This is a genomic window from Streptomyces sp. NPDC001852 (genome assembly GCF_042891825.1).
Classification (GTDB): Bacteria; Actinomycetota; Actinomycetes; order Streptomycetales; family Streptomycetaceae; genus Streptomyces.
Genome location: NZ_JBIATN010000004.1, coordinates 128,494 through 147,339, shown reverse-complemented (window position 1 = coordinate 147,339; position 18,846 = coordinate 128,494). Strand labels below are relative to the sequence as shown.

General features: G+C 72.2%; 21 protein-coding genes. 12 read left to right on the top strand and 9 right to left on the bottom strand.

Annotation, left to right across the window (positions count from 1 at the left end; translation table 11 throughout):
* Positions 1–6: 6 nt before the first annotated feature.
* Positions 7–1,728 carry a DNA polymerase/3'-5' exonuclease PolX gene (gene polX / locus ACFYZB_RS08625; protein ID WP_388755941.1) on the top strand — a complete coding sequence of 574 codons (1,722 nt, stop codon included), beginning with the start codon at positions 7–9 and terminating at the stop codon, positions 1,726–1,728.
* Positions 1,729–1,750: 22 nt separating this feature from the next.
* Here the strand turns inward: polX and ACFYZB_RS08620 are convergent, their stop codons facing one another.
* The gene (locus ACFYZB_RS08620) at positions 1,751–2,065 is read right to left on the bottom strand and encodes a dsRBD fold-containing protein (protein ID WP_351206691.1); all 315 of its coding nucleotides are present in this window, start codon (positions 2,063–2,065) and stop codon (positions 1,751–1,753) included.
* A gap of 86 nt (positions 2,066–2,151) precedes the next feature.
* Here ACFYZB_RS08620 and ACFYZB_RS08615 point away from each other — a divergent pair, with 86 nt between their 5' ends.
* Entirely contained in the window at positions 2,152–2,526 is a 375-nt protein-coding gene (locus ACFYZB_RS08615) for a YchJ family protein (RefSeq protein WP_351206693.1), read from the top strand.
* Positions 2,527–2,532: 6 nt separating this feature from the next.
* Here ACFYZB_RS08615 and ACFYZB_RS08610 read toward each other — a convergent pair whose 3' ends face one another.
* Entirely contained in the window at positions 2,533–3,234 is a 702-nt protein-coding gene (locus ACFYZB_RS08610; RefSeq protein ID WP_351206695.1) for a FadR/GntR family transcriptional regulator, read from the bottom strand.
* Between the two features lie 140 nt (positions 3,235–3,374).
* On the opposite strand from ACFYZB_RS08610, the gene ACFYZB_RS08605 reads away from it, so the two are divergent.
* Entirely contained in the window at positions 3,375–3,893 is a 519-nt protein-coding gene (locus ACFYZB_RS08605) for a gluconokinase (protein WP_388755938.1), read from the top strand.
* A gap of 38 nt (positions 3,894–3,931) precedes the next feature.
* Complete coding sequence (locus tag ACFYZB_RS08600; RefSeq protein ID WP_388755936.1) at positions 3,932–5,329, top strand: gluconate:H+ symporter; 1,398 nt, start codon at positions 3,932–3,934, stop codon at positions 5,327–5,329.
* Positions 5,330–5,449: 120 nt separating this feature from the next.
* Here ACFYZB_RS08600 and ACFYZB_RS08595 read toward each other — a convergent pair whose 3' ends face one another.
* From ACFYZB_RS08595 to ACFYZB_RS08585, 3 genes are all read right to left on the bottom strand, one after another.
* Positions 5,450–6,076 (bottom strand): cytochrome b/b6 domain-containing protein, encoded by a 627-nt coding sequence (locus ACFYZB_RS08595; protein ID WP_351206701.1) that lies wholly within the window; start codon positions 6,074–6,076, stop codon positions 5,450–5,452.
* Positions 6,060–6,788, bottom strand: coding sequence for a molybdopterin-dependent oxidoreductase (locus ACFYZB_RS08590; protein ID WP_388755934.1), 729 nt, complete (start codon positions 6,786–6,788; stop codon positions 6,060–6,062). The genes ACFYZB_RS08595 and ACFYZB_RS08590 overlap by 17 nt, the downstream gene beginning before the upstream one ends.
* Positions 6,789–6,889: 101 nt before the next feature.
* On the bottom strand, positions 6,890–7,900 hold the full coding sequence (locus ACFYZB_RS08585) for a hypothetical protein (RefSeq protein ID WP_388755931.1): 1,011 nt from the start codon (positions 7,898–7,900) through the stop codon (positions 6,890–6,892).
* A 330-nt stretch (positions 7,901–8,230) separates the two neighbouring features.
* Between ACFYZB_RS08585 and ACFYZB_RS08580 the strand changes: the two genes are divergently transcribed.
* The 4 genes from ACFYZB_RS08580 to ACFYZB_RS08565 are packed head-to-tail and all read left to right on the top strand — an operon-like array spanning position 8,231 to position 10,392.
* Positions 8,231–9,127: a DMT family transporter gene (locus tag ACFYZB_RS08580; RefSeq protein ID WP_351206707.1), complete on the top strand. Its 897-nt coding sequence runs from the start codon at positions 8,231–8,233 to the stop codon at positions 9,125–9,127.
* A gap of 24 nt (positions 9,128–9,151) precedes the next feature.
* Entirely contained in the window at positions 9,152–9,667 is a 516-nt protein-coding gene (locus ACFYZB_RS08575) for an NUDIX hydrolase (RefSeq protein WP_388755928.1), read from the top strand.
* Between the two features lie 21 nt (positions 9,668–9,688).
* Complete coding sequence (locus ACFYZB_RS08570) at positions 9,689–10,081, top strand: DUF202 domain-containing protein (protein ID WP_351206711.1); 393 nt, start codon at positions 9,689–9,691, stop codon at positions 10,079–10,081.
* On the top strand, positions 10,069–10,392 hold the full coding sequence (locus ACFYZB_RS08565; RefSeq protein WP_388755925.1) for a DUF202 domain-containing protein: 324 nt from the start codon (positions 10,069–10,071) through the stop codon (positions 10,390–10,392). The genes ACFYZB_RS08570 and ACFYZB_RS08565 overlap by 13 nt, the downstream gene beginning before the upstream one ends.
* A gap of 30 nt (positions 10,393–10,422) precedes the next feature.
* Here ACFYZB_RS08565 and ACFYZB_RS08560 read toward each other — a convergent pair whose 3' ends face one another.
* On the bottom strand, positions 10,423–11,427 hold the full coding sequence (locus ACFYZB_RS08560) for an NADP-dependent oxidoreductase (protein ID WP_388755922.1): 1,005 nt from the start codon (positions 11,425–11,427) through the stop codon (positions 10,423–10,425).
* Positions 11,428–11,483: 56 nt separating this feature from the next.
* Here ACFYZB_RS08560 and ACFYZB_RS08555 point away from each other — a divergent pair, with 56 nt between their 5' ends.
* The 3 genes from ACFYZB_RS08555 (at position 11,484) to ACFYZB_RS08545 (ending at position 14,205) form a co-directional block, all read left to right on the top strand.
* Positions 11,484–11,783, top strand: coding sequence for a hypothetical protein (locus ACFYZB_RS08555; protein WP_388755919.1), 300 nt, complete (start codon positions 11,484–11,486; stop codon positions 11,781–11,783).
* A gap of 168 nt (positions 11,784–11,951) precedes the next feature.
* Positions 11,952–12,983, top strand: a complete 1,032-nt coding sequence (locus tag ACFYZB_RS08550; protein WP_388755917.1) for a phosphotransferase family protein — start codon at positions 11,952–11,954, stop codon at positions 12,981–12,983.
* Positions 12,984–12,990: 7 nt separating this feature from the next.
* Entirely contained in the window at positions 12,991–14,205 is a 1,215-nt protein-coding gene (locus ACFYZB_RS08545) for an acyl-CoA dehydrogenase family protein (RefSeq protein ID WP_388755914.1), read from the top strand.
* A gap of 71 nt (positions 14,206–14,276) precedes the next feature.
* Here the strand turns inward: ACFYZB_RS08545 and ACFYZB_RS08540 are convergent, their stop codons facing one another.
* Genes ACFYZB_RS08540 through ACFYZB_RS08530 form a run of 3 tightly spaced genes read right to left on the bottom strand, consistent with a single transcriptional unit; the run spans position 14,277 to position 17,334 of the window.
* A complete protein-coding gene (locus ACFYZB_RS08540; RefSeq protein WP_388755911.1) occupies positions 14,277–14,870 on the bottom strand; it encodes a TetR/AcrR family transcriptional regulator in 594 nt (197 codons plus the stop codon).
* A gap of 26 nt (positions 14,871–14,896) precedes the next feature.
* Positions 14,897–16,564 carry a class I adenylate-forming enzyme family protein gene (locus ACFYZB_RS08535; RefSeq protein ID WP_388755908.1) on the bottom strand — a complete coding sequence of 556 codons (1,668 nt, stop codon included), beginning with the start codon at positions 16,562–16,564 and terminating at the stop codon, positions 14,897–14,899.
* Positions 16,561–17,334: an SDR family oxidoreductase gene (locus tag ACFYZB_RS08530; RefSeq protein ID WP_388755906.1), complete on the bottom strand. Its 774-nt coding sequence runs from the start codon at positions 17,332–17,334 to the stop codon at positions 16,561–16,563. The genes ACFYZB_RS08535 and ACFYZB_RS08530 overlap by 4 nt, the downstream gene beginning before the upstream one ends.
* Before the next feature lie 207 nt (positions 17,335–17,541).
* Between ACFYZB_RS08530 and ACFYZB_RS08525 the strand changes: the two genes are divergently transcribed.
* A complete protein-coding gene (locus tag ACFYZB_RS08525) occupies positions 17,542–18,840 on the top strand; it encodes a serine-threonine protein kinase (protein WP_388755904.1) in 1,299 nt (432 codons plus the stop codon).
* Positions 18,841–18,846 lie beyond the last annotated feature (6 nt).

Here is an 18,846-nt window from a genome sequence, read left to right as displayed (position 1 = left end):
TGAGGGGTGGCCCGGCCCAATGACGAGGTCGAGGCGCTCCTGCGGGAGTACGCGGACCTCATCGCGATCACGGGAGGCGACGCCTTCAAGGCGCGCGCCTATGAGAAGGCGGCGCGTGCCATCGGCGGGTATCCGGCCGACATCTCCAAGCTGGACGCGGACGGCCTGAAGGAGATCCCGAACGTGGGGAAGTCGATCGCCGACAAGGTGGCCGAGTACCTGCGCACGGGGAAGATGGCGGTGGTCGAGGAGCGCCGGGCGAAGATCCCCGCCGGGGTGCGGGAGCTGATCACGATCCCCACCCTGGGCCCGAAGAAGGCGCTGCGGCTCTACGAGGACCTGCACATCTCCTCGGTGAACGAGCTGGCCGCGGCGATCGAGGCGGACGCGCTGGCCGATCTGAAGGGCTTCGGCGAGAAGACGCAGGACAACATCCGGCACGGCATCGAGCTGTTGCAGCAGGCGGGCGCCCGGGTGCCGCTGTCGCTGGCCCTGGACACCGCCGAGGAGATCGTCGCGGAGCTGTCGGAGGTGACCGGGTGCAGGCGCTGCGCGTACGCCGGCTCGCTGCGCCGGATGCGGGAGACCGTCGGGGATCTGGACGTCCTGGTCGCGGCGAAGCGGTCGGACGCGTTCATGGCGGCGCTGTGCGAGCTGCCGGCCACCGCGGAGGTGATCGCGCGGGGGGCGAAGAAGACGTCGGTCCGCACGGGCAAGGGGCTCCAGGTCGATCTGCGGGTCCTGCCGCCGGAGTCCTGGGGCGCCGGGATGCAGTACTTCACCGGTTCCAAGGCGCACAACATCCGTACCCGCACCATCGCCGTGCACATGGGGCTGAAGCTGTCCGAGTACGGCCTGTTCGACGCCGAGAGCGGGGACTCGCTGGCCTCCCGCACCGAGGAGGAGGTGTACGCCCGGCTCGGGCTGCCGTGGATCACACCGACGCTGCGGGAGGACCGCGGGGAGATCGAGGCGGCCCTGAAGGGCGAGCTGCCCGAGGTGGTGGCCGAGAAGGACATCCGGGGCGACCTGCACACCCACACCGATCTCACGGACGGCCTGGCCCCGCTGGAGGAGATGGTGGAGGCGGCCGCGCAACGCGGTTACGCGTACTACGCGGTCACCGACCACGCGCCCAACCTGTACATGCAGCGCATGACCGACGAGAAGATCCTCGCCCAGCGGGAGCGGGTGCGGGAGCTGGACGGCGGCCACCGCCGGATGCGGCTGCTGCACGGCACGGAGCTCAACATCGACCCGGACGGCGGGGTGGACTGGCCTCAGGACTTCCTTGCCGGCTTCGACCTGTGCGTGGCCTCGCTGCACTCGCACTTCGACCTGGGCCGCAGGGCCATGACCCGGCGGCTGGTGCGGGCCTGCGAGAACCCGTACGTCAACATCATCGGGCACCCGACGACCCGGCTGATCGGCAAGCGGGCGGGGGTCGACGCCGACTGGGACGAGGTGTTCGCGGCCTGCGCGCGCACCGGCACCGCGCTGGAGGTCAACGCCCAGCCGGACCGGCTCGACCTGTGCGACGAGGACATCCTGCGCGCCCGGGAGCACGGGGTGAAGTTCGCCGTGGACACCGACGCGCACTCCGTCCCGCACCTCGCGCAGCTGCGCTACGGCGTCGGCACGGCGCAGCGTGGCTGGCTCACCCGGGACGACGTGATCAACACCTGGCCGCTGACGAGGCTGCGGCGGTTCCTGCGCAAGGGCAGGTGAAGGGCGTCATACCCGGCCGGGGTCACTCCCGGTCCAGCCACAGGGGTGACAGGTCCTCCTCCGTGTCGGCCGCTCCCACCGCCTTCATCTCCCCGTCGGCGGCGCGCAGCAGGATGCGGCCCATGGCGATCAGGGCACGCCCGGCCGCGAGTTCGTCGCCGATCTCCGGTACGTCGGGGTCGTAGGGGTTGCGGCGGGCCTCCGCGTGGCTCTCCAGGACGTTGTCGCCGGTGTCGAGGACGATCCGGGCGGTGGTGTCCGGGTCGTGCTCGGACAGGTACAGGTTCAGCCGCCACTCCTTGACGGCCGGAGGCCGGCTGGTCACGGGTCGGGTCATCGTCCGCCTCCCAGGACTGCATCGCCCTTCCACTGTGCACCCGGCCCGGCTCGGACGCCTCCCCCGGTACGGGCAGAATGTGGCCCATGACGTCGCCTGCCTGCCCCTGTGGACTCCCCCAGCCCTACGACGCCTGCTGCGGCCGTTTCCACGCCGGGCCGGCCGCCGCGCCGACCGCCGAACTGCTCATGCGGTCCCGGTACAGCGCGTTCGTGAAGGGCGACGCGGGGTACCTGCTGCGCACCTGGCACCCGCGGACCCGGCCCGAGCGGCTGGAGCTCGACCCGCGGATGAGGTGGACGGGGCTGGAGATCCTGGACACCACCGACGGGTCCGCCTTCCACAGCACGGGCACGGTGACCTTCCGCGCCTCCTACCGGGGCGGCTCGCTGCACGAGCGGAGCCGGTTCGAACGGGTCGACGGGGCCTGGGTGTACGTGGACGGGGACTTCCTGGAATAGCTCGGGCTAGGGCGCCAGGATGTCCAGTTCCTGCAGAGCGCCCACGGTGATCTGCCGGGTCAGTTCCTCGGCGCGGGTCGCGTCGCCCTCGCGGACCGCCTCCGCCACCTGCACGTGCAGGGTGACCGCCGCCGGGTCGGGGTCCGCGAACATGACCTCGTGGTGGGTGCGGCCGGCCAGGACCTCCGCGACGACGTCGCCGAGCCGGGCGAACATCTCGTTGCCGGAGGCGGTGAGGATGACGCGGTGGAAGGCCACGTCGTGGACCAGGTACTCGTCCAGTTTGTGGCCGCGCGAGTTGGCGACCATGCCGAGCGCGCACTCGGTGAGTTCGGCGCACTGCTGTGCCGTGGCGTGCCGGGCGGCGAGGCCGGCCGCGACCGGTTCGACCGCGGAGCGCAGCACGGTCAGCGAGCGCAGCTGGTGCGGGCGGTCGGCGCCCGCGAGGCGCCAGCGGATGACCTGCGGGTCGTAGACGTTCCACTCGGCCTTCGGGCGCACGGTGACGCCCACGCGGCGGCGGGACTCGACCAGGTGCATGGATTCGAGCACCCTGACCGCTTCCCGCATCACGGAGCGTGACACCTCGAAGTGCTGGGCCAGCTCGTCGGTGCGCAGGACACTGCCCGGCGGGTACTCGCCCGCGGTGATCGCGGGGCCGAGGGTGTCCAGTACGTGGCCGTGCAGCCCCCGGCCCGGTGTGGTCATGCACTCAGCGTACGGCGTGGATCACCGACGGATAAAGTCAGACTTATATGTCACACACTCTTGAATTCGTCGTACCTAATGGGTTTCAGTGTGGCGACGCCGCCGTGGCGTCGGATGTCGAGGAAGACAGCGAGGCAGTGATGCGAAGCCCCCAGGTCGTCGTCGTGATGGGCGTCGCGGGGACGGGCAAGACCACGATCGGTCCCCTGCTCGCCGCGCGGCTGGGCGTCCCGTACGCCGAGGGCGACGACTTCCACCCGCAGGCCAACATCGACAAGATGTCGGCCGGGATCCCGCTCGACGACAACGACCGCTGGCCCTGGCTGGACGCCATCGGTCACTGGGCGCACGGGCGGGCCGGACTGGGCGGGGTGGTCAGCAGCTCGGCGCTGAAGCGGGCGTACCGCGACCGGCTCAGGGCCACCGCTCCCGGCGTGGTGTTCGTGCACCTCACCGGCGACCGGAAGCTGATCGAGGACCGGATGAGGCAGCGGCAGGGTCACTTCATGCCGACCGCGCTGCTGGACTCCCAGTTCGCCACGCTGCAGCCCCTGGAGCCGGACGAGGCGGGAGTCGCCGTGGACGTCAGCGGCAGCCCCCAGGAGATCGCCGAGCGTGCCGTGAAGGCGCTCGAGGCGCTTCCCGACACCACCGCGTAGCACTCACCCCCGTCCCCCCGTAACGCAAGGGATCCCCCGTGACCAGACTCAGCGTCGAGATGCTGGCAGCGGACGCGCCTCCGCCGATCACCTCCGCCGGACACGCCCAGCTGGGCATCGCCGTCCTGGTGGGCATCGCCGTGATCGTCCTGCTCATCACCAAGTTCAAGCTCCATGCCTTCCTGGCGCTGACCATCGGGTCACTGACGCTCGGGGCGGTCGCCGGAGCGCCGCTGGACAAGGCCATCACCAGCTTCACCACCGGGCTCGGCACCACGGTGGCCGGCGTGGGCGTCCTGATCGCGCTCGGGGCGATCCTGGGCAAGCTCCTCGCCGACTCCGGTGGCGCCGACCAGATCGTCGACACGATCCTCGCCAAGGCCGGCGGGCGCGCGATGCCCTGGGCGATGGTCCTCATCGCCTCGGTGATCGGCCTGCCGCTGTTCTTCGAGGTCGGCATCGTGCTGCTGATCCCGGTCGTGCTCATGGTGGCCAAGCGCGGCCACTACTCCCTGATGCGCATCGGCATCCCGGCGCTCGCCGGTCTGTCCGTGATGCACGGCCTGATCCCGCCGCACCCCGGCCCGCTGGTCGCGATCGACGCGCTCCACGCCAACCTGGGCGTGACCCTGGCGTTCGGCATCCTGGTCGCCATACCGTCGGTGATCGTCGCCGGTCCGCTGTTCTCGAAGGTCGCGGCCCGCTGGGTGGACGTCCAGGCCCCCGACCGGATGCTGCCGCAGCGTCCCTCGGAGGAGCTTGAGCGCCGCCCCGGCTTCGGCGCGACCCTGTCGACCGTGCTGCTGCCCGTGGTGCTGATGCTGGCCAGGGCGCTGGTGGACATCACCGTCGACAACCCGGCGAACACGACCCAGCGCGTCTTCGACATCATCGGCTCCCCGATGATCGCCCTGCTCACCGCCGTGATCGTCGGCTTCTTCACGCTGGGCCGGCCCGCCGGGTTCAGCAAGGAGCGCCTCCAGCAGACCGTCGAGAAGGGCCTGATGCCCATCGCCGGCATTCTGCTGATCGTCGGCGCCGGCGGTGGTTTCAAGCAGACGCTGATCGACTCCGGCGTGGGTCAGATGATCCTGGACATCTCCAAGCACTGGTCGATCCCGGCGGTGGTGCTGGCCTGGCTGATCGCGGTGGTGATCCGGCTGGCGACCGGCTCGGCGACGGTGGCGACAGTCTCCGCGGCCGGTCTGATCGCGCCGCTCGCGGCCGGCACGTCGACCACCCACACCGCCCTTCTGGTCCTGGCGATCGGCGCCGGCTCGCTGTTCTTCAGCTTTGTCAACGACGCCGGCTTCTGGCTGGTGAAGGAGTACTTCGGGCTGAGCGTCGGGCAGACCGTGAAGACCTGGTCGCTCATGGAGACGATCCTCTCGGTGGTCGCCGGCGGCCTGGTCCTGCTCCTCTCACTGGTCGTCTAGGGGTACGGCGAGGAGTCACCCGCTCTTCGACATCGGCGGCCGCGCCGTCGCCTCGGTGGCCGCCGGGATCGCCGGAGTCGAGGAGCGGGTGGGCCCGCTCGGCATACTCGTCATCGGGAACTAGCCACGCCACAAAGGGTGTTCCCGCTTGGCCCACTCGCTGCTCACCGTCCCCGTGCGCAGGCCCCGTCGCGCCTCCGGGTCGCCCAGGGCCATGCCGATGTGGCCGGCCAGGACCACGCCGATGGTCAGGGCGAGCCAGTCGTGGACGAAGGTGGCCGAGGTGCGCCACATCAGCGGGGCGAGGTGGGTGAACCACATCAGCAGGCCGGTGCCGAGCATGACCAGGGTGGCGCCGGCGATCCAGGCGGCGTAGATCTTCTGGCCCGCGTTGAACTTGCCCGCCGGGCGCGAGGAGCGGCGTTTGTCACGGACGAGCGCGGCGCGCAGCCAGAGCCGGTCGTGCGGGCCGAAGCGGTTGAGGAAGCGCAGGTCGGCGCGGAAGGCCCGGGAGGCGAGGCCCAGCAGGACCGGCACCGGGAGGGCCACGCCCGCGCACTCGTGGATCCGGACGACCAGTTCCCGGCGGCCGACCATGACCGCCAGCTGGGGGATGTAGAGGACGGCCGCCGTCAGCACGCAGACGCCCATCAGCGCGGCGGTGGTGCGGTGCACCCAGCGTTCGGCCCGGCTGAAGCGGCGGACACGGGCGCCGGGCGGGGCCGGGGTGTCAGCTCGTAGGCTCATCGGTCCGTCCGTTCGACCGGCCGACCCAGGCGTCGACGTCGTAGCCGAGGCGCTCCCAGTAGCCGGGCTCGACCCGGTCGGTGACCGTGATCCCGGAGAGCCACTTGGCCGACTTGTAGAAGTACATCGGGGCGACATAGAGGCGGACCGGACCGCCGTGGTCGTGGGAGATGTCCTTGTCCTGCATGCGCAGGGCGACCAGGACGTCCGGGCGGCGGGCCTGGGCGAGGGTGAGGCTCTCGGTGTAGGTGCCGTCGAAGCAGGTGAAGCGGATCGCCTTCGCGCCGGGGCCGACTCCGGCCGCGTCCAGGAGGTGGGCGAGGGGTACGCCCTCGAAGGGCGTGCCGGGGACCCGCCAGCCGGTGACGCACTGGACGTCCTTGACCAGCCGGGTCTGCGGCAGGGCGCGCAGCTCGGCCAGGGTGTAGGTGCGCGGACGGTCGACCAGTCCGCCGATCCTCAGGTGGTAGTCGTTGGCGTTCAGGTGCGGCACGGACGCGGCGACCGAGTAGTAGCGGAAGCCGCCGCCGTTGGGCAGCAGGCCGGTCAGGCCCGTCGGGTCCTTGCCGGCGACGGTGCCGAGGAAGCCCTCCAGGCCGCGTTGCAGCGTGGGCGCGGCGACGACGCCGAGCGCGCCCAGGCCGAGGGTGCCGAGGAAGACGCGACGGCCTAGGGGGCGGCCTTCGGGCTCCTCGGATCGTTCAGGGTTCACGTTCTCATTCGAGCACTCGGGGCTGTGCGGAGCCAGGGAACGGGGTCAGGGGTCAGACTTCCGTAATCACTTCTTACGTACGTGCCGGAGAGCCGTGCCGTTCAGTGCCCGAGCGCGTAGGCGCGGGCCGCCCGGAAGGCCGCGCGCGGGTCGCGGTGGGCGTAGGCCCAGGGCGCCCGGGTGGCGTACCGGCCGATGCGCTGGAACAGGGCCGCCGCCTCGGCCGGGCGCCCGGCGCAGGACAGCGCGAAGGCGAGGTGGTTGAGGTCGATGTGGCGCCGGGGGTGTTCGTCGTGCTCCCACTCCAGCCACCACTCGAAGCAGGCGCGCAGGATGCGGCGGGCCCGGGGGCCGGACCAGTGCCCGGAGGCGGCGGGGTCGGCCGGGGCGAGACCGGTGGCGGCGAGGACCCGGTAGCGCTCGGCGTAGGCCACGACCGGCAGGACGGCCAGCGGGGAGTCCGCAGGGGCTTCGGCCGCGGCCAGCTCGGCGAGGTCGTACACCTCGTGGTCCTCGGCCGCCCGGCCGCCGGAGGGCCGTTCGGCCAGGCGGGCGAGGAGCAGATGGTGGGCGTGGTGGTGCTCGGGATGGCGACGGCGCAGTTCGGCGAAGGTGCCGAGCACCTCGCGCTCGGGGCCGAGGGTGCGGGCCAGCAGGAGGGAGCCGAGCCAGGGGGTGGGGTCGGCGGGGGCGAGCGCGGTGGCGGTGGCGCAGGCCTCGCGGGCGCGATCCGGGTTCTCCTTGCCGCGCAGGGCGCGCCGGACCAGGGCGAGGGCGTACAGCGCGGCGGCATCGGCGGAGCCGGGTTCGGCGTGCAGCCAGTCGCGGGCCCACGCCACGGCGTACGGTTCGCGGGCGAGCGCGATGAGGCGGTGGCCGCGGCGGTCCCAGTCGTCGCCGGTGTGCCGCAGCAGGGAGCGGGCGGCCTGCCGTCGGCCCTGTGTCAACGCGGCGCGTGCGGAGCGCAGTTCGGCGTCGTCGAAGGCGTCGTCGAAGCCCCCGTCAGGGCCGCCGTCGGAGCCGCCGTCCGCGCCGGAGTCGTCCGGGGCGGTGCCGCCGGACGGGTCCGTCAGGGCCCGGCGAGCGCCGAGCAGGGGTGGGAGAGGGGGCACCGCGGGACTTCCTGTTTGTCGGGCTGCCATCGACCGATCACGCACAGCAAACCCTCAGCCAAGGTTTGCGTCAAGCGGAACGGGGCTGATACTGACTTCAACTACCGTGATGCACAGGGAACTTGGGGAACTCCGCGCAGGTGGGCCGGTGCCCCGGCGGGGATGCGCGACGGTCCGCTGTGGCGTACGCCATGGCGCCGGGCCGGCCGGCCCCGCAGCATGGCGGGTCCACTGCCCTGTTCCGCGCACTTGCGGGCCATTGCCGTCCCGGGGGCGCTACAGTCGGCCACTACGCACCCGTGGTCCGGCCGGATGATCGAGGTACGCAGCGTGTCCGTTCTGGTTCTCCTTCTCGCCGTGAGTGCTGCCTGCTGTATCGGCTTCGGGTTCGTGCTCCAGCAGAACGCGGCGCAGGAGGCACCGCTGAGCGACTTCCTGTCCTTCAGGCTGCTGCTCGACCTGATGCGGGTGCCGCGCTGGCTGGGCGGACTGGGGCTGATGGTGGCCGGCATGGTGCTCGGCGCGGTCGCCCTCGGCAAGGGCGAGATCTCCCTGGTCGAACCGCTGCTCGCGACCAATCTGCTGTTCGCGCTGGCCCTGTCCCGGTACCAGACCAAGCAGCCCCTGGGCCGCCAGGGCTGGGCGGGGCTGCTGCTGCTCGCGGGCGGGGTGAGCGCGTTCATCCTGGCCGGCGAGCCGCGGGCCGGCCATGCCATCGCCGATCCGCTGCGGCACTGGCTGATCATCGGCGTGATGGTGGGCGTGGCCCTGGTGCTCACGACGTACGGCAAGCGTTCCCGGCTGAGCTGGGGCCCGGTGCTGCTGGCCACCGCCGCCGGGCTGCTGTACGGCGTGCAGGACGCGCTGACCCGGGTGAGCGGCACTCGCTTCTCCGAGGGCGGCCTCACCGAGCTGTTCACCGGCTGGCAGCCGTACGGCGTGCTGGCCTGCGGGGCCACCGGGCTGCTGCTGGTGCAGAGCGCCTTCGAGACGGCCCCGCTGCGCATGTCGCTGCCGGCGCTCACCGCGGCCGAACCGCTCGCCGGGATCCTGTGCGGCGTCGGCTTCCTCGGCGACCGGCTGCGCACCGACACCGGGGCGCTGGCCTGGGAGGCGGCCGGGCTCGCGGCGGTGGTCGCGGGCATCGTGCTGCTCGGGCTGCACCCGGCGATGCCGTGCGGCACGGCGGAGGCGGAGCCCTCGGCCCGGGACCTGCAGCGGCGCTGAGCGCACCCCTGCTTGGATGGGGCCATGAACCCCGCAGACGAGATCCTCGACATCGTCGACGAGAACGACCAGGTGATCGGCCAGTGCCCGCGCGGCGAGGCGTACGCGAACGGCCTGCGCCATCGCTGCGTGTTCATCCAGGCCCGGGACGCGGCCGGCCGGCTCTTCGTGCACCGGCGCACGGCCACCAAGCTGGTCTTCCCCGCGCTGTACGACATGTTCGTCGGCGGCGTCGTCGGGGCCGGCGAGTCCTACGACGAGGCCGCGCTGCGCGAGGCCGAGGAGGAGCTGGGCGTCACGGGGCTCCCCCGGCCGACGTATCTCTTCAAGTTCCTGTACGACGACGGGGCCGGGAACAGCTGGTGGTCTGCGGTGTACGAGGTGCGCTGCGAGCTGCCCGTGCGCCCCCAGGCGGAGGAGGTCCAGTGGCACGACTTCCTGCCCGATCAGGAGGTCGAGCGGCGGCTCGGCGCGTGGGAGTGGGTGCCGGACGGGCTGGCGGCGTACGAGCGGCTGAGGGCGTTCCGGGCGGGCCGGTGACCGCCCGGTAGGGTCGGCCGCGTGAGCGAATTCGTACGGAACATCCGGCTGTGGTTCGCGCCGGAGCAGGTGCGGGACGAGGGCGGCACGCCCGACTACCGGTTCTCGCTGGCCAACGAGCGCACCTTTCTCGCCTGGCTGCGCACGGCGCTCGCACTGATCGGCGGCGGGTTCGCGGTGGACCAGTTCCTGCCGGAGCTGCGCTGGGCGTGGCGGGTCGGTCTCGCGCTCGCCCTGCTGGGCGCCGGGGTGCTGTGCTCCCTGCGCGCGGTGAACCACTGGGTGCGATGCGAGCGGGCGATCCGGCGCGGTGAGGACCTGCCCGCGTCCCGGTTCCCGGTGCTGCTGAGCCTGGTCGTGGCGGTGGTGGCCGTGGCGATGGTCGTGGTGGTGCTGGCCGGATGGGCGGGGTGAGCACGGCCGGGCGCGACCCGGGGCTGCAACCGGAGCGGACCCGGCTGGCCTGGCGGCGTACGACCCTCTCGGCCGCCGTGGCCGCCGTACTCGCCGTCAGGACCGCCCTGCACGGTGGCGCCTCGGTCACCGGGGTGACCGTCTGCGGCCTGTGCTGTGTGCTCTTCCTGGGCTTTCTTGCGGTGGCCCACCGCCGGATCCGGGCCCTCGCGACCGGTCACCGCCCGCCGGCGCTCGCTCCCCGGCACGCGACGACGGCCGTTCTGTGCGCGGTGGCCCTGGCCGTGTGCGCGGCCGCACTGGTCGTCTAGAGACTGCCCCCGACCGGTCCAGGGGGTGCTCTAGAGGGTGCCCTCCTGGCTGGCGCTGTACGGGGTGCGTTCCTCGCCCCTGGTCCAGACGGTGCCCTCGCCTTCCTGCCGCTCCACGGTGACCACGATCTTCCCGCGGGTGCGGCCCTCCTGGTTCAGCCGGTGCGCGTCCGCCGCCCGCTCCAGCGGGAACGTCTCCTGGACGTGCACGGAGACGACGCCCTGCTCGGCCAGCCGGGCGAGCGTGCCCAGGTCCTCGGCGTCCGGGCGGACGAAGCAGTAGCGGCCGCCGTGGCCGACCACCTCGGGGTCGGCGATCGACGCCAGCCGGCCTTCCGGCGCGAGCAGGTCGGCCGAGGTCCTCAGGGTGTCGCCGCCGACGGTGTCGAAGACCGCGTCCACGCCCTCCGGGACGAGCGCGCGCACCCGTGCGGCCAGGCCCTCGCCGTAGGTCACCGGCTCCCCGCCGAGGCCGCGCACAAAGTCGTGGTTGCGCTCGCTCGCCGTACCGACGACCCGGGCGCCGAGGTGGGTGGCGATCTGGACGGCGAGGGAGCCGACCCCGCCGGCCGCCGCGTGCACCAGCACGCTCTCGCCGCGCCCCACCTCCAGTGCCTTCACGAGCACCTGGTAGGCGGTGAGCCCGGCGAGCGGAAGGCCGGCGGCCTCCTCGAAGGACAGGTTGCGCGGCTTGCGGGCGAGGGTGCGCACGGGCGCGGCGATGTACTCGGCGAAGGTGCCGCGGGAGAGGAAGTCCTCCCGGCAGTAGCCGATGACCTCGTCGCCGACGGCGAACTCCGTGACCGAGGCGCCGGGCCGCACGACGACCCCGCTGACGTCCCAGCCGGGGATCACCGGGAAGACGGCGTCCAGGACCGCGTCGAGACGGCCCTCGCGGCACTTCCAGTCGACCGGGTTGACGGCGGCGGCACGGACCTTGACCAGGACCTGGTCGGGGCCGAGCTTCGGGTCGCGCAGGTCGCCGTACTCCAGCACCTCCGGTCCGCCGTAGTGGCGGTAGCTGATGCCCTTCATGCCCTCGACCCTCCGGGGTACTCGGACTTCACGCAAGCCGTACGAAGGTGAGCACCATGACCAACCTTCAGCACGAACACACCGAACACGGCACGCACAGCCACGGTCCGGGCTGCGGGCACAGCGCCGTGGCGCACGGCGACCACCTGGACTACGCGCACGACGGGCATCTGGACCGCGAGCGCGAGGGCCACTGGGACGAGTGCGAGCCGGCCGGGCACACCGTCCACGAGGGCCACGAGCACGTGCACTACGACGAGTGCGGACACGCCCAGGTGCAGCACGGCGACCACGTCGACTATCTGCACGGCGGCCACCGGCACGCCGAGCACGAGGGCCACTGGGACGACCACTGACCGCGACGGAACCCGGGCCGACGGCCCTCCCGGCAGCGCGCCGGGGCGCCGTCGGCCTATCGTGGCTCCGGTCACGTTTGACCACCTGATCGCTCCACGCACTGGACGGCATACCGACCGGTCGGCATCATGAGTCGAGTCCTGTTCATCCGTTCGTAGGAGTGATGCATGAGCGCCGACCACCCGCCCGGACTCGACCTGGACCGGCTGCGCGCACACCTCGACCGCGAGCGCCCCGGTCTGGTGACCGGCCCCCTCACCGGCCGGCTGATCGAGGGCGGACGGTCGAACCTCACCTACGCGGTCTCCGACGGCACCTCGAAGTGGGTCGTACGCCGGCCTCCGCTCGGCCACGTCCTGGCCACCGCGCACGACATGAAGCGCGAGCACCGCGTGATCAGCGCCCTGCACCCGACCCGGGTGCCGGTCCCGCGCCCGGTGCTGCTGTGCGAGAGCCCCGAGGCCGACGAGGTGCTCGGGGCGCCGTTCTACGTCATGGAGTTCGTCGAGGGCACCCCGTACCGCACCGCCCAGCAGCTCGCCCCGCTGGGCCCCGAGCGCACCCGGAACGCGGTGCTGTCCCTGGTGGACACGCTGGTCGAGCTGCACGCGGTCGACCCCGCCGCGGTGGGCCTCGCGGACTTCGGCCGCCCCGAGGGCTTCCTCGACCGGCAGCTGCGCCGCTGGGGCAAGCAGCTGGACGCCTCCCGCAACCGTGAGCTGGCCGGCATCGACGAGCTGCACGCGGCTCTCGGCCGCTCCCTGCCCGTCTCCCCCGCCCCGGCCGTCGTCCACGGCGACTACCGGCTCGACAACGTCCTGATCGGTGACGACGACACGATCAGGGCGATCCTCGACTGGGAGATGTCCACGCTCGGCGACCCGCTCACCGACCTGGGCCTGCTGGTGATGTACAGCCAGCCGCTCGGCATGGCCGAGTCCCCGGTCTCCACCACGGCCGAGGCCCCGGGCCACCCGTCCCCGCGGGAGCTGATCGAGCGGTACGCCGAGCGCTCGGGACGCGACGTCTCCGGCGTCTCCTGGTACACGGCGTTCGCCTGGTTCAAGCTCGCCGTGATCCTGGAGGGCATCCACTACCGGTACACGCTCGGCCAGACGGTCGGGCGCGGCTTCGACCGGATCGGCGACCTCGTGCCCGTCTTCATCGACCACGGACTGACGACTCTTCAGGAAGGCTGATCCGGACATGGACTTCGCGTTCGACGCACGCACCGAGGAGCTGCGCGCCAAGCTGCTCGCCTTCATGGACGAGTACGTCCACCCGGCCGAGGCGGTCGCCGAGGAGCAGCGGGCCGCGCTCGCCTCCCCGTGGGACACCCCGGCGGTGGTCGAGGAGCTGAAGGCCGAGGCCCGCAGGCAGGGCCTGTGGAACCTCTTCCTGCCCGACGCCGAGTACGGCGCGGGACTCACCAACCTCCAGTACGCGCCGCTCGCCGAGATCACCGGCCGCTCCCCGCACCTGGCGCCCACCGCGACCAACTGCGCCGCGCCCGACACCGGGAACATGGAGGTGCTGGCGCAGTTCGGCAACGAGCAGCAGAAGAAGCAGTGGCTGGAGCCGCTGCTGGCCGGTGAGATCCGCTCGGCGTTCGCGATGACCGAGCCGGAGGTGGCCTCCTCCGATGCCACCAACATCACCACGCACATCGAGCGGGACGGCGACGAGTACGTCATCACCGGCCGCAAGTGGTACATCTCCGGCGCGATGAACCCGGACTGCAAGATCTTCATCGTGATGGGCAAGACCGACCCGGACGGCGCCGACATCCGCCGCCAGCAGTCCATGGTCCTGGTCCCGCGCGACACCCCGGGCGTCACCGTCGAGCGCGCCATGCAGGTCTTCGGCTACGAGGACCACTCGCACGGCGGGCACGCGGAGGTGATCTTCGACCACGCGCGCGTGCCGGTGTCGAACCTCATCGGCGAGGAGGGCGGCGGCTTCGCCATCGCCCAGGCCCGGCTCGGCCCCGGCCGGATCCACCACTGCATGCGGCTGATCGGCATGGCCGAGCGCGCGATCGAGCTGATGTGCCGGCGGGCCGTGGCCCGTACCGCGTTCGGCAAGGCGCTGGCCCAGCAGGGCGTGGTCCAGAACTGGATCGCCGACGCCCGGGTGACGGTGGAGCAGCTGCGGCTGCTGGTGCTGAAGACGGCCTGGCTGATGGACACCGTCGGCAACAAGGGCGCGCACACCGAGATCCAGGCCATCAAGATCGCCACGCCGCGCGCGGTGGTCGGCATCCTGGACCGCGCGATCCAACTGCACGGCGCGGGCGGGGTGAGCCAGGACTTCCCGCTGGCCGAGCTGTACGCGAGCGCCCGCACCCTGATGCTGGCCGACGGCCCGGACGAGGTGCACCAGCGGTCGCTGGCGCGGCGGGAGCTGAAGAAGTACCTGTAACGGGACGTGCAGGGGACATGCGCAAGGGGCGGTTGCCATGGCGACCGCCCCTTGCACGTAGCGGGACGCCGCTACGGCCGCAGCGCCCGCAGCAGCAGATCCGCGAGGTGGTCGGCGACCTGCTGCCCGGTGAGCGGGCCGTCCGGGCGGTACCAGGTGGACAGGTGGTGGACGGAGCCGAAGTGGTAGTCCACGACCAGGTCGGCCGGGGTCGCCGTGGAGAAGACGCCCGCCTCCTGGCCCTCCTCGATCAGCGCGCGGAAGCGTTCGTGGTAACGCCGGCGCTCGGCGCGGACCTGCTTGTTCTTCTCCGGGCTGAGATGGTGCATGGACCGGAAGAAGATCATCGCGTCGTCGAGGTTGTCGATCGTCGTGACGACCACGTCCGCCGCGGCGGCTCTGAGCCGTTCCTCGACCGGCGCGTCCATGCCGGCGAAGTGGTCGAGCCGTTCCTGCTGGATGCGCAGCACGCGCGCGTACACCTCGTGCAGGAGGTCGTCCTTGGAGCCGAAGTAGTGGTACAGCGCCCCCTTGGTGACGCCTGCGGCCTCGACGATCTCCTGCACCGAGGTGCGGTCGTATCCCTGCTCGGCGAAGAGCCGGGTGGCGGCGGCCAGCAGCCGCTGCGGAACGGGCGTCCCGTCTCCGTCCGTCGTCCTGGGCACTGCCGCCACCTGCCTTTCCGTGATGCTTACCGAATGTCCTGCGTGCGGGAACGCAGTTCCCGCCGGAGGATCTTCCCACTCGCCGTCTTGGGCAGATCGGGCAGGATCTCCACCTGGCGCGGGTATTTGTAGGCGGCCAGTCTCTCCTTGCAGTACACCGCGAGTTCATCCGGGTCCGCCTCGGCGCCCGGACGCAGGCTGATGTACGCCTTCACGGTCTCGCCACGGTAGCCGTCGGGGACTCCGACGACGGCCGCCTCGCGCACCGCCGGGTGGGTGTACAGCACGTCCTCGACCTCGCGTGGCCACACCTTGAAGCCGGACGCGCTGATCATGTCCTTCTTGCGGTCGACGACATAGAGCCAGCCCTGTTCGTCCATGAAGCCGATGTCGCCGGTGCGCAGCTCGCCGTCCGGGAAGGACTCGGCGGTGGCGTCGGGGTGCCGCCAGTAGCCGGGGATCACCTGGGGCCCTCGTACGACGATCTCGCCCTGCTCCCCGAAGGGCACCTCCTCGCCCTGCTCGTCCACGATCCTGACGACCGTGTCGGGGCCGGGCAGTCCCACCGACAGCGTCCCGGAGACGGGGTCCACGGGGGCCTCCAGGCCGGGCGGGACGGCGGCGCACGGGCCGGAGCACTCGGTGAGGCCGTAGCCGACGCGGATGTACGGCCCGAAGCGCTCGCGGAACCTCTCCACCAGCGCCGGGGGCACGGGCGCGCCGCCGGAGGACAGGTTCACGAAGGAGGCGAAGTGCTCCGGGGAGGCGTCCGGGTGGGCGGCGAGCGCCATGTAGGCGGTGGACGGGCCGACCGTGTAGTGCGGGTGGTGCTCGGCGAAGGCCTCCAGGACGAGTCCGGGTTCGAAGCGGTAGGCGAGCACCAGGGTGCCGGCGCTGTTCAGGCAGGCGCCGAACTGGCAGACCATGCCGGTGATGTGGAACAGCGGGGCCAGCGCGTAGTAGACGGGCGCCTCGGGCAGCGCGAGACCGGTCCGCTGCCGCTCGGCGTTGTGCATGATGTTGCCGTGCGTGTTGGTGGCGCCCTTGGGGGTGCCGCTGGTGCCGGAGGTGTAGCTGATCAGGGCGATGTCGTCGGGTCGCGGGTCGCGGCCCTCGGGCGCCTTGCCGCCCTGCCGGGCGACGGCCACGAGGTCGTCGGCGTCCGGCGCCTTCGGCAGCCGCTCGAAACCGAGCACGCGTGCGTCATGGCGAGTTTGGAAATCCAACTCGCACCCGGTGAGCACGATCCGCACCGGCGACCCGGCCGCCGCCTGGCGCAGATACGCCTCCCAGGCGCGGTCCGAGCAGATCAGCGCGGCCACCTCGCCGTCCCGCAGGATGTGCGCCATCTCGGCCGACTTGTACATCGGGTTGACCGGGACGACGGTCGCGCCGGCCTTCCAGGCGCCGAGCACGGCGAGCACGAAGTGCGGGGAGTTCTGCAGCAGCACGGCCACCCGGTCGCCCCGCTCCAGCCCGCGCCCGGCCAGGTGGGCGGCGACCGAGTCGGTCAGCTCGTCCACCTCGCGGTAGCTCAGCCGGGCGTCGAAGTAGGCCAGGAAGGTGCGCTCGGGCGCCTCGGCGACGGCGGCCCGCAGGGCGTGCACCAGCGAGTCGGCGGGATCGACCGGAGCGCACAGGGCGTCGTCGAGCAGGGCCAGCCAGGGCCGCGCCGCGTACCGGGAAGTGCTCACCGGGCCTCCTCCCACTTGCGCTGGAGGTGGTTCATACCGCTCAGCCAGCGGTCCGGATCGGCGGCCCGCGCCTGGTAGTACTCGGCCACCTCGGGGTGCGGCAGGATCAGGAAGCGGTCCTCCTCGATCCCCCGGAACAAGGCTTCGGCGACGGCTTCCGGTTCGATCGCGGTCGGCTGCAGCACCAGGTCCCCGGCGCTGCCGGTCGCGGCCAGCATGTCCGTGCGCACACCCTGGGGACAGATCGCGTGGACCTTCACGCCCCGGTGGCGGTACGTCAGCGACAGCCACTCGGCGAAGGCGTGGGCGCCGTGCTTGGTGACGCTGTAGGAGGGCGCGCCGATCATGGTGAGCAGCCCGGCGGCCGACACGGTGGACACGAACCGGCCGGCGCCGCGCTCCAGCCAGCCGGGCAGCAGCTCGTGCGCCGCCCGGACGTGCGCCATGACGTTCACGTCCCAGGCGACCGCCCAGGACCGCTCGTCGAGCGGCCCGCCCGCGCCGCCGTCCTCGAAGGCGACACCGGCGTTCGCGCAGTACACGTCGACGGTGCCGCCCAGCGCGTCGCGGGCGTCGCCGACGATCGCGGAGGCGTCACCGGGCACCGCGATCCCGCCGATCTCCTCGGCCACCGCCTTGGCCTTCTCACCGTCCAGGTCGTTCACGACGACCCTGGCGCCCTCGGCGGCGAACCGCCGGGCCAGTGCGGCTCCGATCCCCCCGCCGGCCCCGGTGACGACCACTCCCGCATCCTGCACGGCTTCCACCATCGGTCTCCCTCGACACGACTTCGCGCGGCGCGCGTCGGCTCTGACCGCCCCAGACTAACCAGTCGGTATGTAGGAAGGAAGGGTCACTGCCCGAACGCCGTGCGGAACAGGTGAGGCGCCGTGTATGGCCAACCCCGCCCCGGCGCAGGACGATGCGTCCGCAGCACAGTGTTACGCATCGTTTCCGGCGGGACGAGGGAGCCTGGCATGGCGGATCCCGGGATGAGCGTGACTCCCTACTGGGAGCTGACCTTCGACGCGGACGGGGACGTGGACGGCCCCGAACGCGATCGTCTGACGGCCCAGGCCATGGAACACGGCGTCCGTGACCTGATCGTCTTCGCACACGGCTGGAACAACGACCGCTCGGGCGCGACGGCGCTGTACCGGCAGTTCTTCGCGCCGGTCCCGGCGCTCGCGCCACGGGCCCGGCTCGGGTACGTCGGCGTGATCTGGCCGTCGATGCGGTTCAGCGACGAGCCGATCCCGAACTTCCCGAAGTCGGTGGCGGCCGTGGCGGCTGAGGCGGCACCGGGTCCGGCGCTGGACAAGGACACCCGGCGTGCCCTGCTGGAGACCTTCCCCGGGCGCGCCCCGGTGATCGACCAACTGGCCCGGATGCTGGACGAACGGCCGGATGGGGACGGTCAGTTGACCGAGTTCGGGCGGCTGGTGCGGTTGCTGGTGGACGGGGAGCGGCCCGGTGCGGCCGACACCGGTCAGGAGGGCGAGCCGCTGGTGTTCAGCGAGGACCCGGTGACCGCCTGCGACGAGTTCGCCGAGGCGCTGTCGGCCGTCCGGTCGCCCGGCGCACCCGCCGGGTTCAGCATCCCGAACCCCTGGGAGGGCGCCAAGGAACTGCTGCGGCAGGCGGCCTACTACTCGATGAAGCGGCGGGCCGGGACCGTCGGCGAGCACGGGCTCGGGCCGGTGCTCGGCCAGTTGGCGCATGCGGCGCCCGGGGTGCGGGTGCATCTGATGGGGCACAGCTTCGGCGGGCGGCTGGTGTCGTTCGCGCTGCGCGGGCTGCCGGACGGGGTGGCCACGGTGAAGTCCGTGACCCTCCTGCAAGGCGCCTTCTCCCACTACGCGTTCGCGGACCGGCTGCCGCAGGACCCGGACAAGGCGGGGGCGCTCAAGGAGATGCAGCGGCGGATCGACGGCCCGCTGGTGTGCTGCTACTCGCACTTCGACTCGGCGCTCGGCACGTTCTATCCGCTGGCCTCCCGGCTGTCGGGGGACGACCGCTCGTGTGTGGGCAGCGAGATCGCGGCCGTGCTGGGGCCGGAGTGGGGCGCCATGGGGCACGACGGTGTGCAGGCGGTGCCGGGCACCGCCCGGCTGGACCTCGCGTCGGCTCTCGCCGGACCGCTGCCCGCGTCGGGGTGCGTGAACGTCGACGCGGCCGCGGTCGTCCGCCAGGGCGGCCCGCCGGCCGGGGCGCACAGCGACATAGTGCACCCCGAACTGGCCCGGCTGGTGCTGGCGGCGGGCCGCATCACCTGACCCGCC

Excerpts from the sequence above, each read along its gene's own strand:
- ACFYZB_RS08620 (WP_351206691.1), bottom strand. The coding sequence starts at position 2,065 with ATGACCCGACCCGTGACCAGCCGGCCTCCGGCCGTCAAGGAGTGGCGG.
- ACFYZB_RS08615 (WP_351206693.1), top strand. The coding sequence starts at position 2,152 with ATGACGTCGCCTGCCTGCCCCTGTGGACTCCCCCAGCCCTACGACGCC.
- ACFYZB_RS08610 (WP_351206695.1), bottom strand. The coding sequence starts at position 3,234 with ATGACCACACCGGGCCGGGGGCTGCACGGCCACGTACTGGACACCCTC.
- ACFYZB_RS08605 (WP_388755938.1), top strand. The coding sequence starts at position 3,375 with ATGCGAAGCCCCCAGGTCGTCGTCGTGATGGGCGTCGCGGGGACGGGC.
- ACFYZB_RS08595 (WP_351206701.1), bottom strand. The coding sequence starts at position 6,076 with ATGAGCCTACGAGCTGACACCCCGGCCCCGCCCGGCGCCCGTGTCCGC.
- ACFYZB_RS08575 (WP_388755928.1), top strand. The coding sequence starts at position 9,152 with ATGAACCCCGCAGACGAGATCCTCGACATCGTCGACGAGAACGACCAG.
- ACFYZB_RS08565 (WP_388755925.1), top strand. The coding sequence starts at position 10,069 with ATGGGCGGGGTGAGCACGGCCGGGCGCGACCCGGGGCTGCAACCGGAG.
- ACFYZB_RS08560 (WP_388755922.1), bottom strand. The coding sequence starts at position 11,427 with ATGAAGGGCATCAGCTACCGCCACTACGGCGGACCGGAGGTGCTGGAG.
- ACFYZB_RS08555 (WP_388755919.1), top strand. The coding sequence starts at position 11,484 with ATGACCAACCTTCAGCACGAACACACCGAACACGGCACGCACAGCCAC.
- ACFYZB_RS08550 (WP_388755917.1), top strand. The coding sequence starts at position 11,952 with ATGAGCGCCGACCACCCGCCCGGACTCGACCTGGACCGGCTGCGCGCA.
- ACFYZB_RS08545 (WP_388755914.1), top strand. The coding sequence starts at position 12,991 with ATGGACTTCGCGTTCGACGCACGCACCGAGGAGCTGCGCGCCAAGCTG.
- ACFYZB_RS08530 (WP_388755906.1), bottom strand. The coding sequence starts at position 17,334 with ATGGTGGAAGCCGTGCAGGATGCGGGAGTGGTCGTCACCGGGGCCGGC.
- ACFYZB_RS08525 (WP_388755904.1), top strand. The coding sequence starts at position 17,542 with ATGGCGGATCCCGGGATGAGCGTGACTCCCTACTGGGAGCTGACCTTC.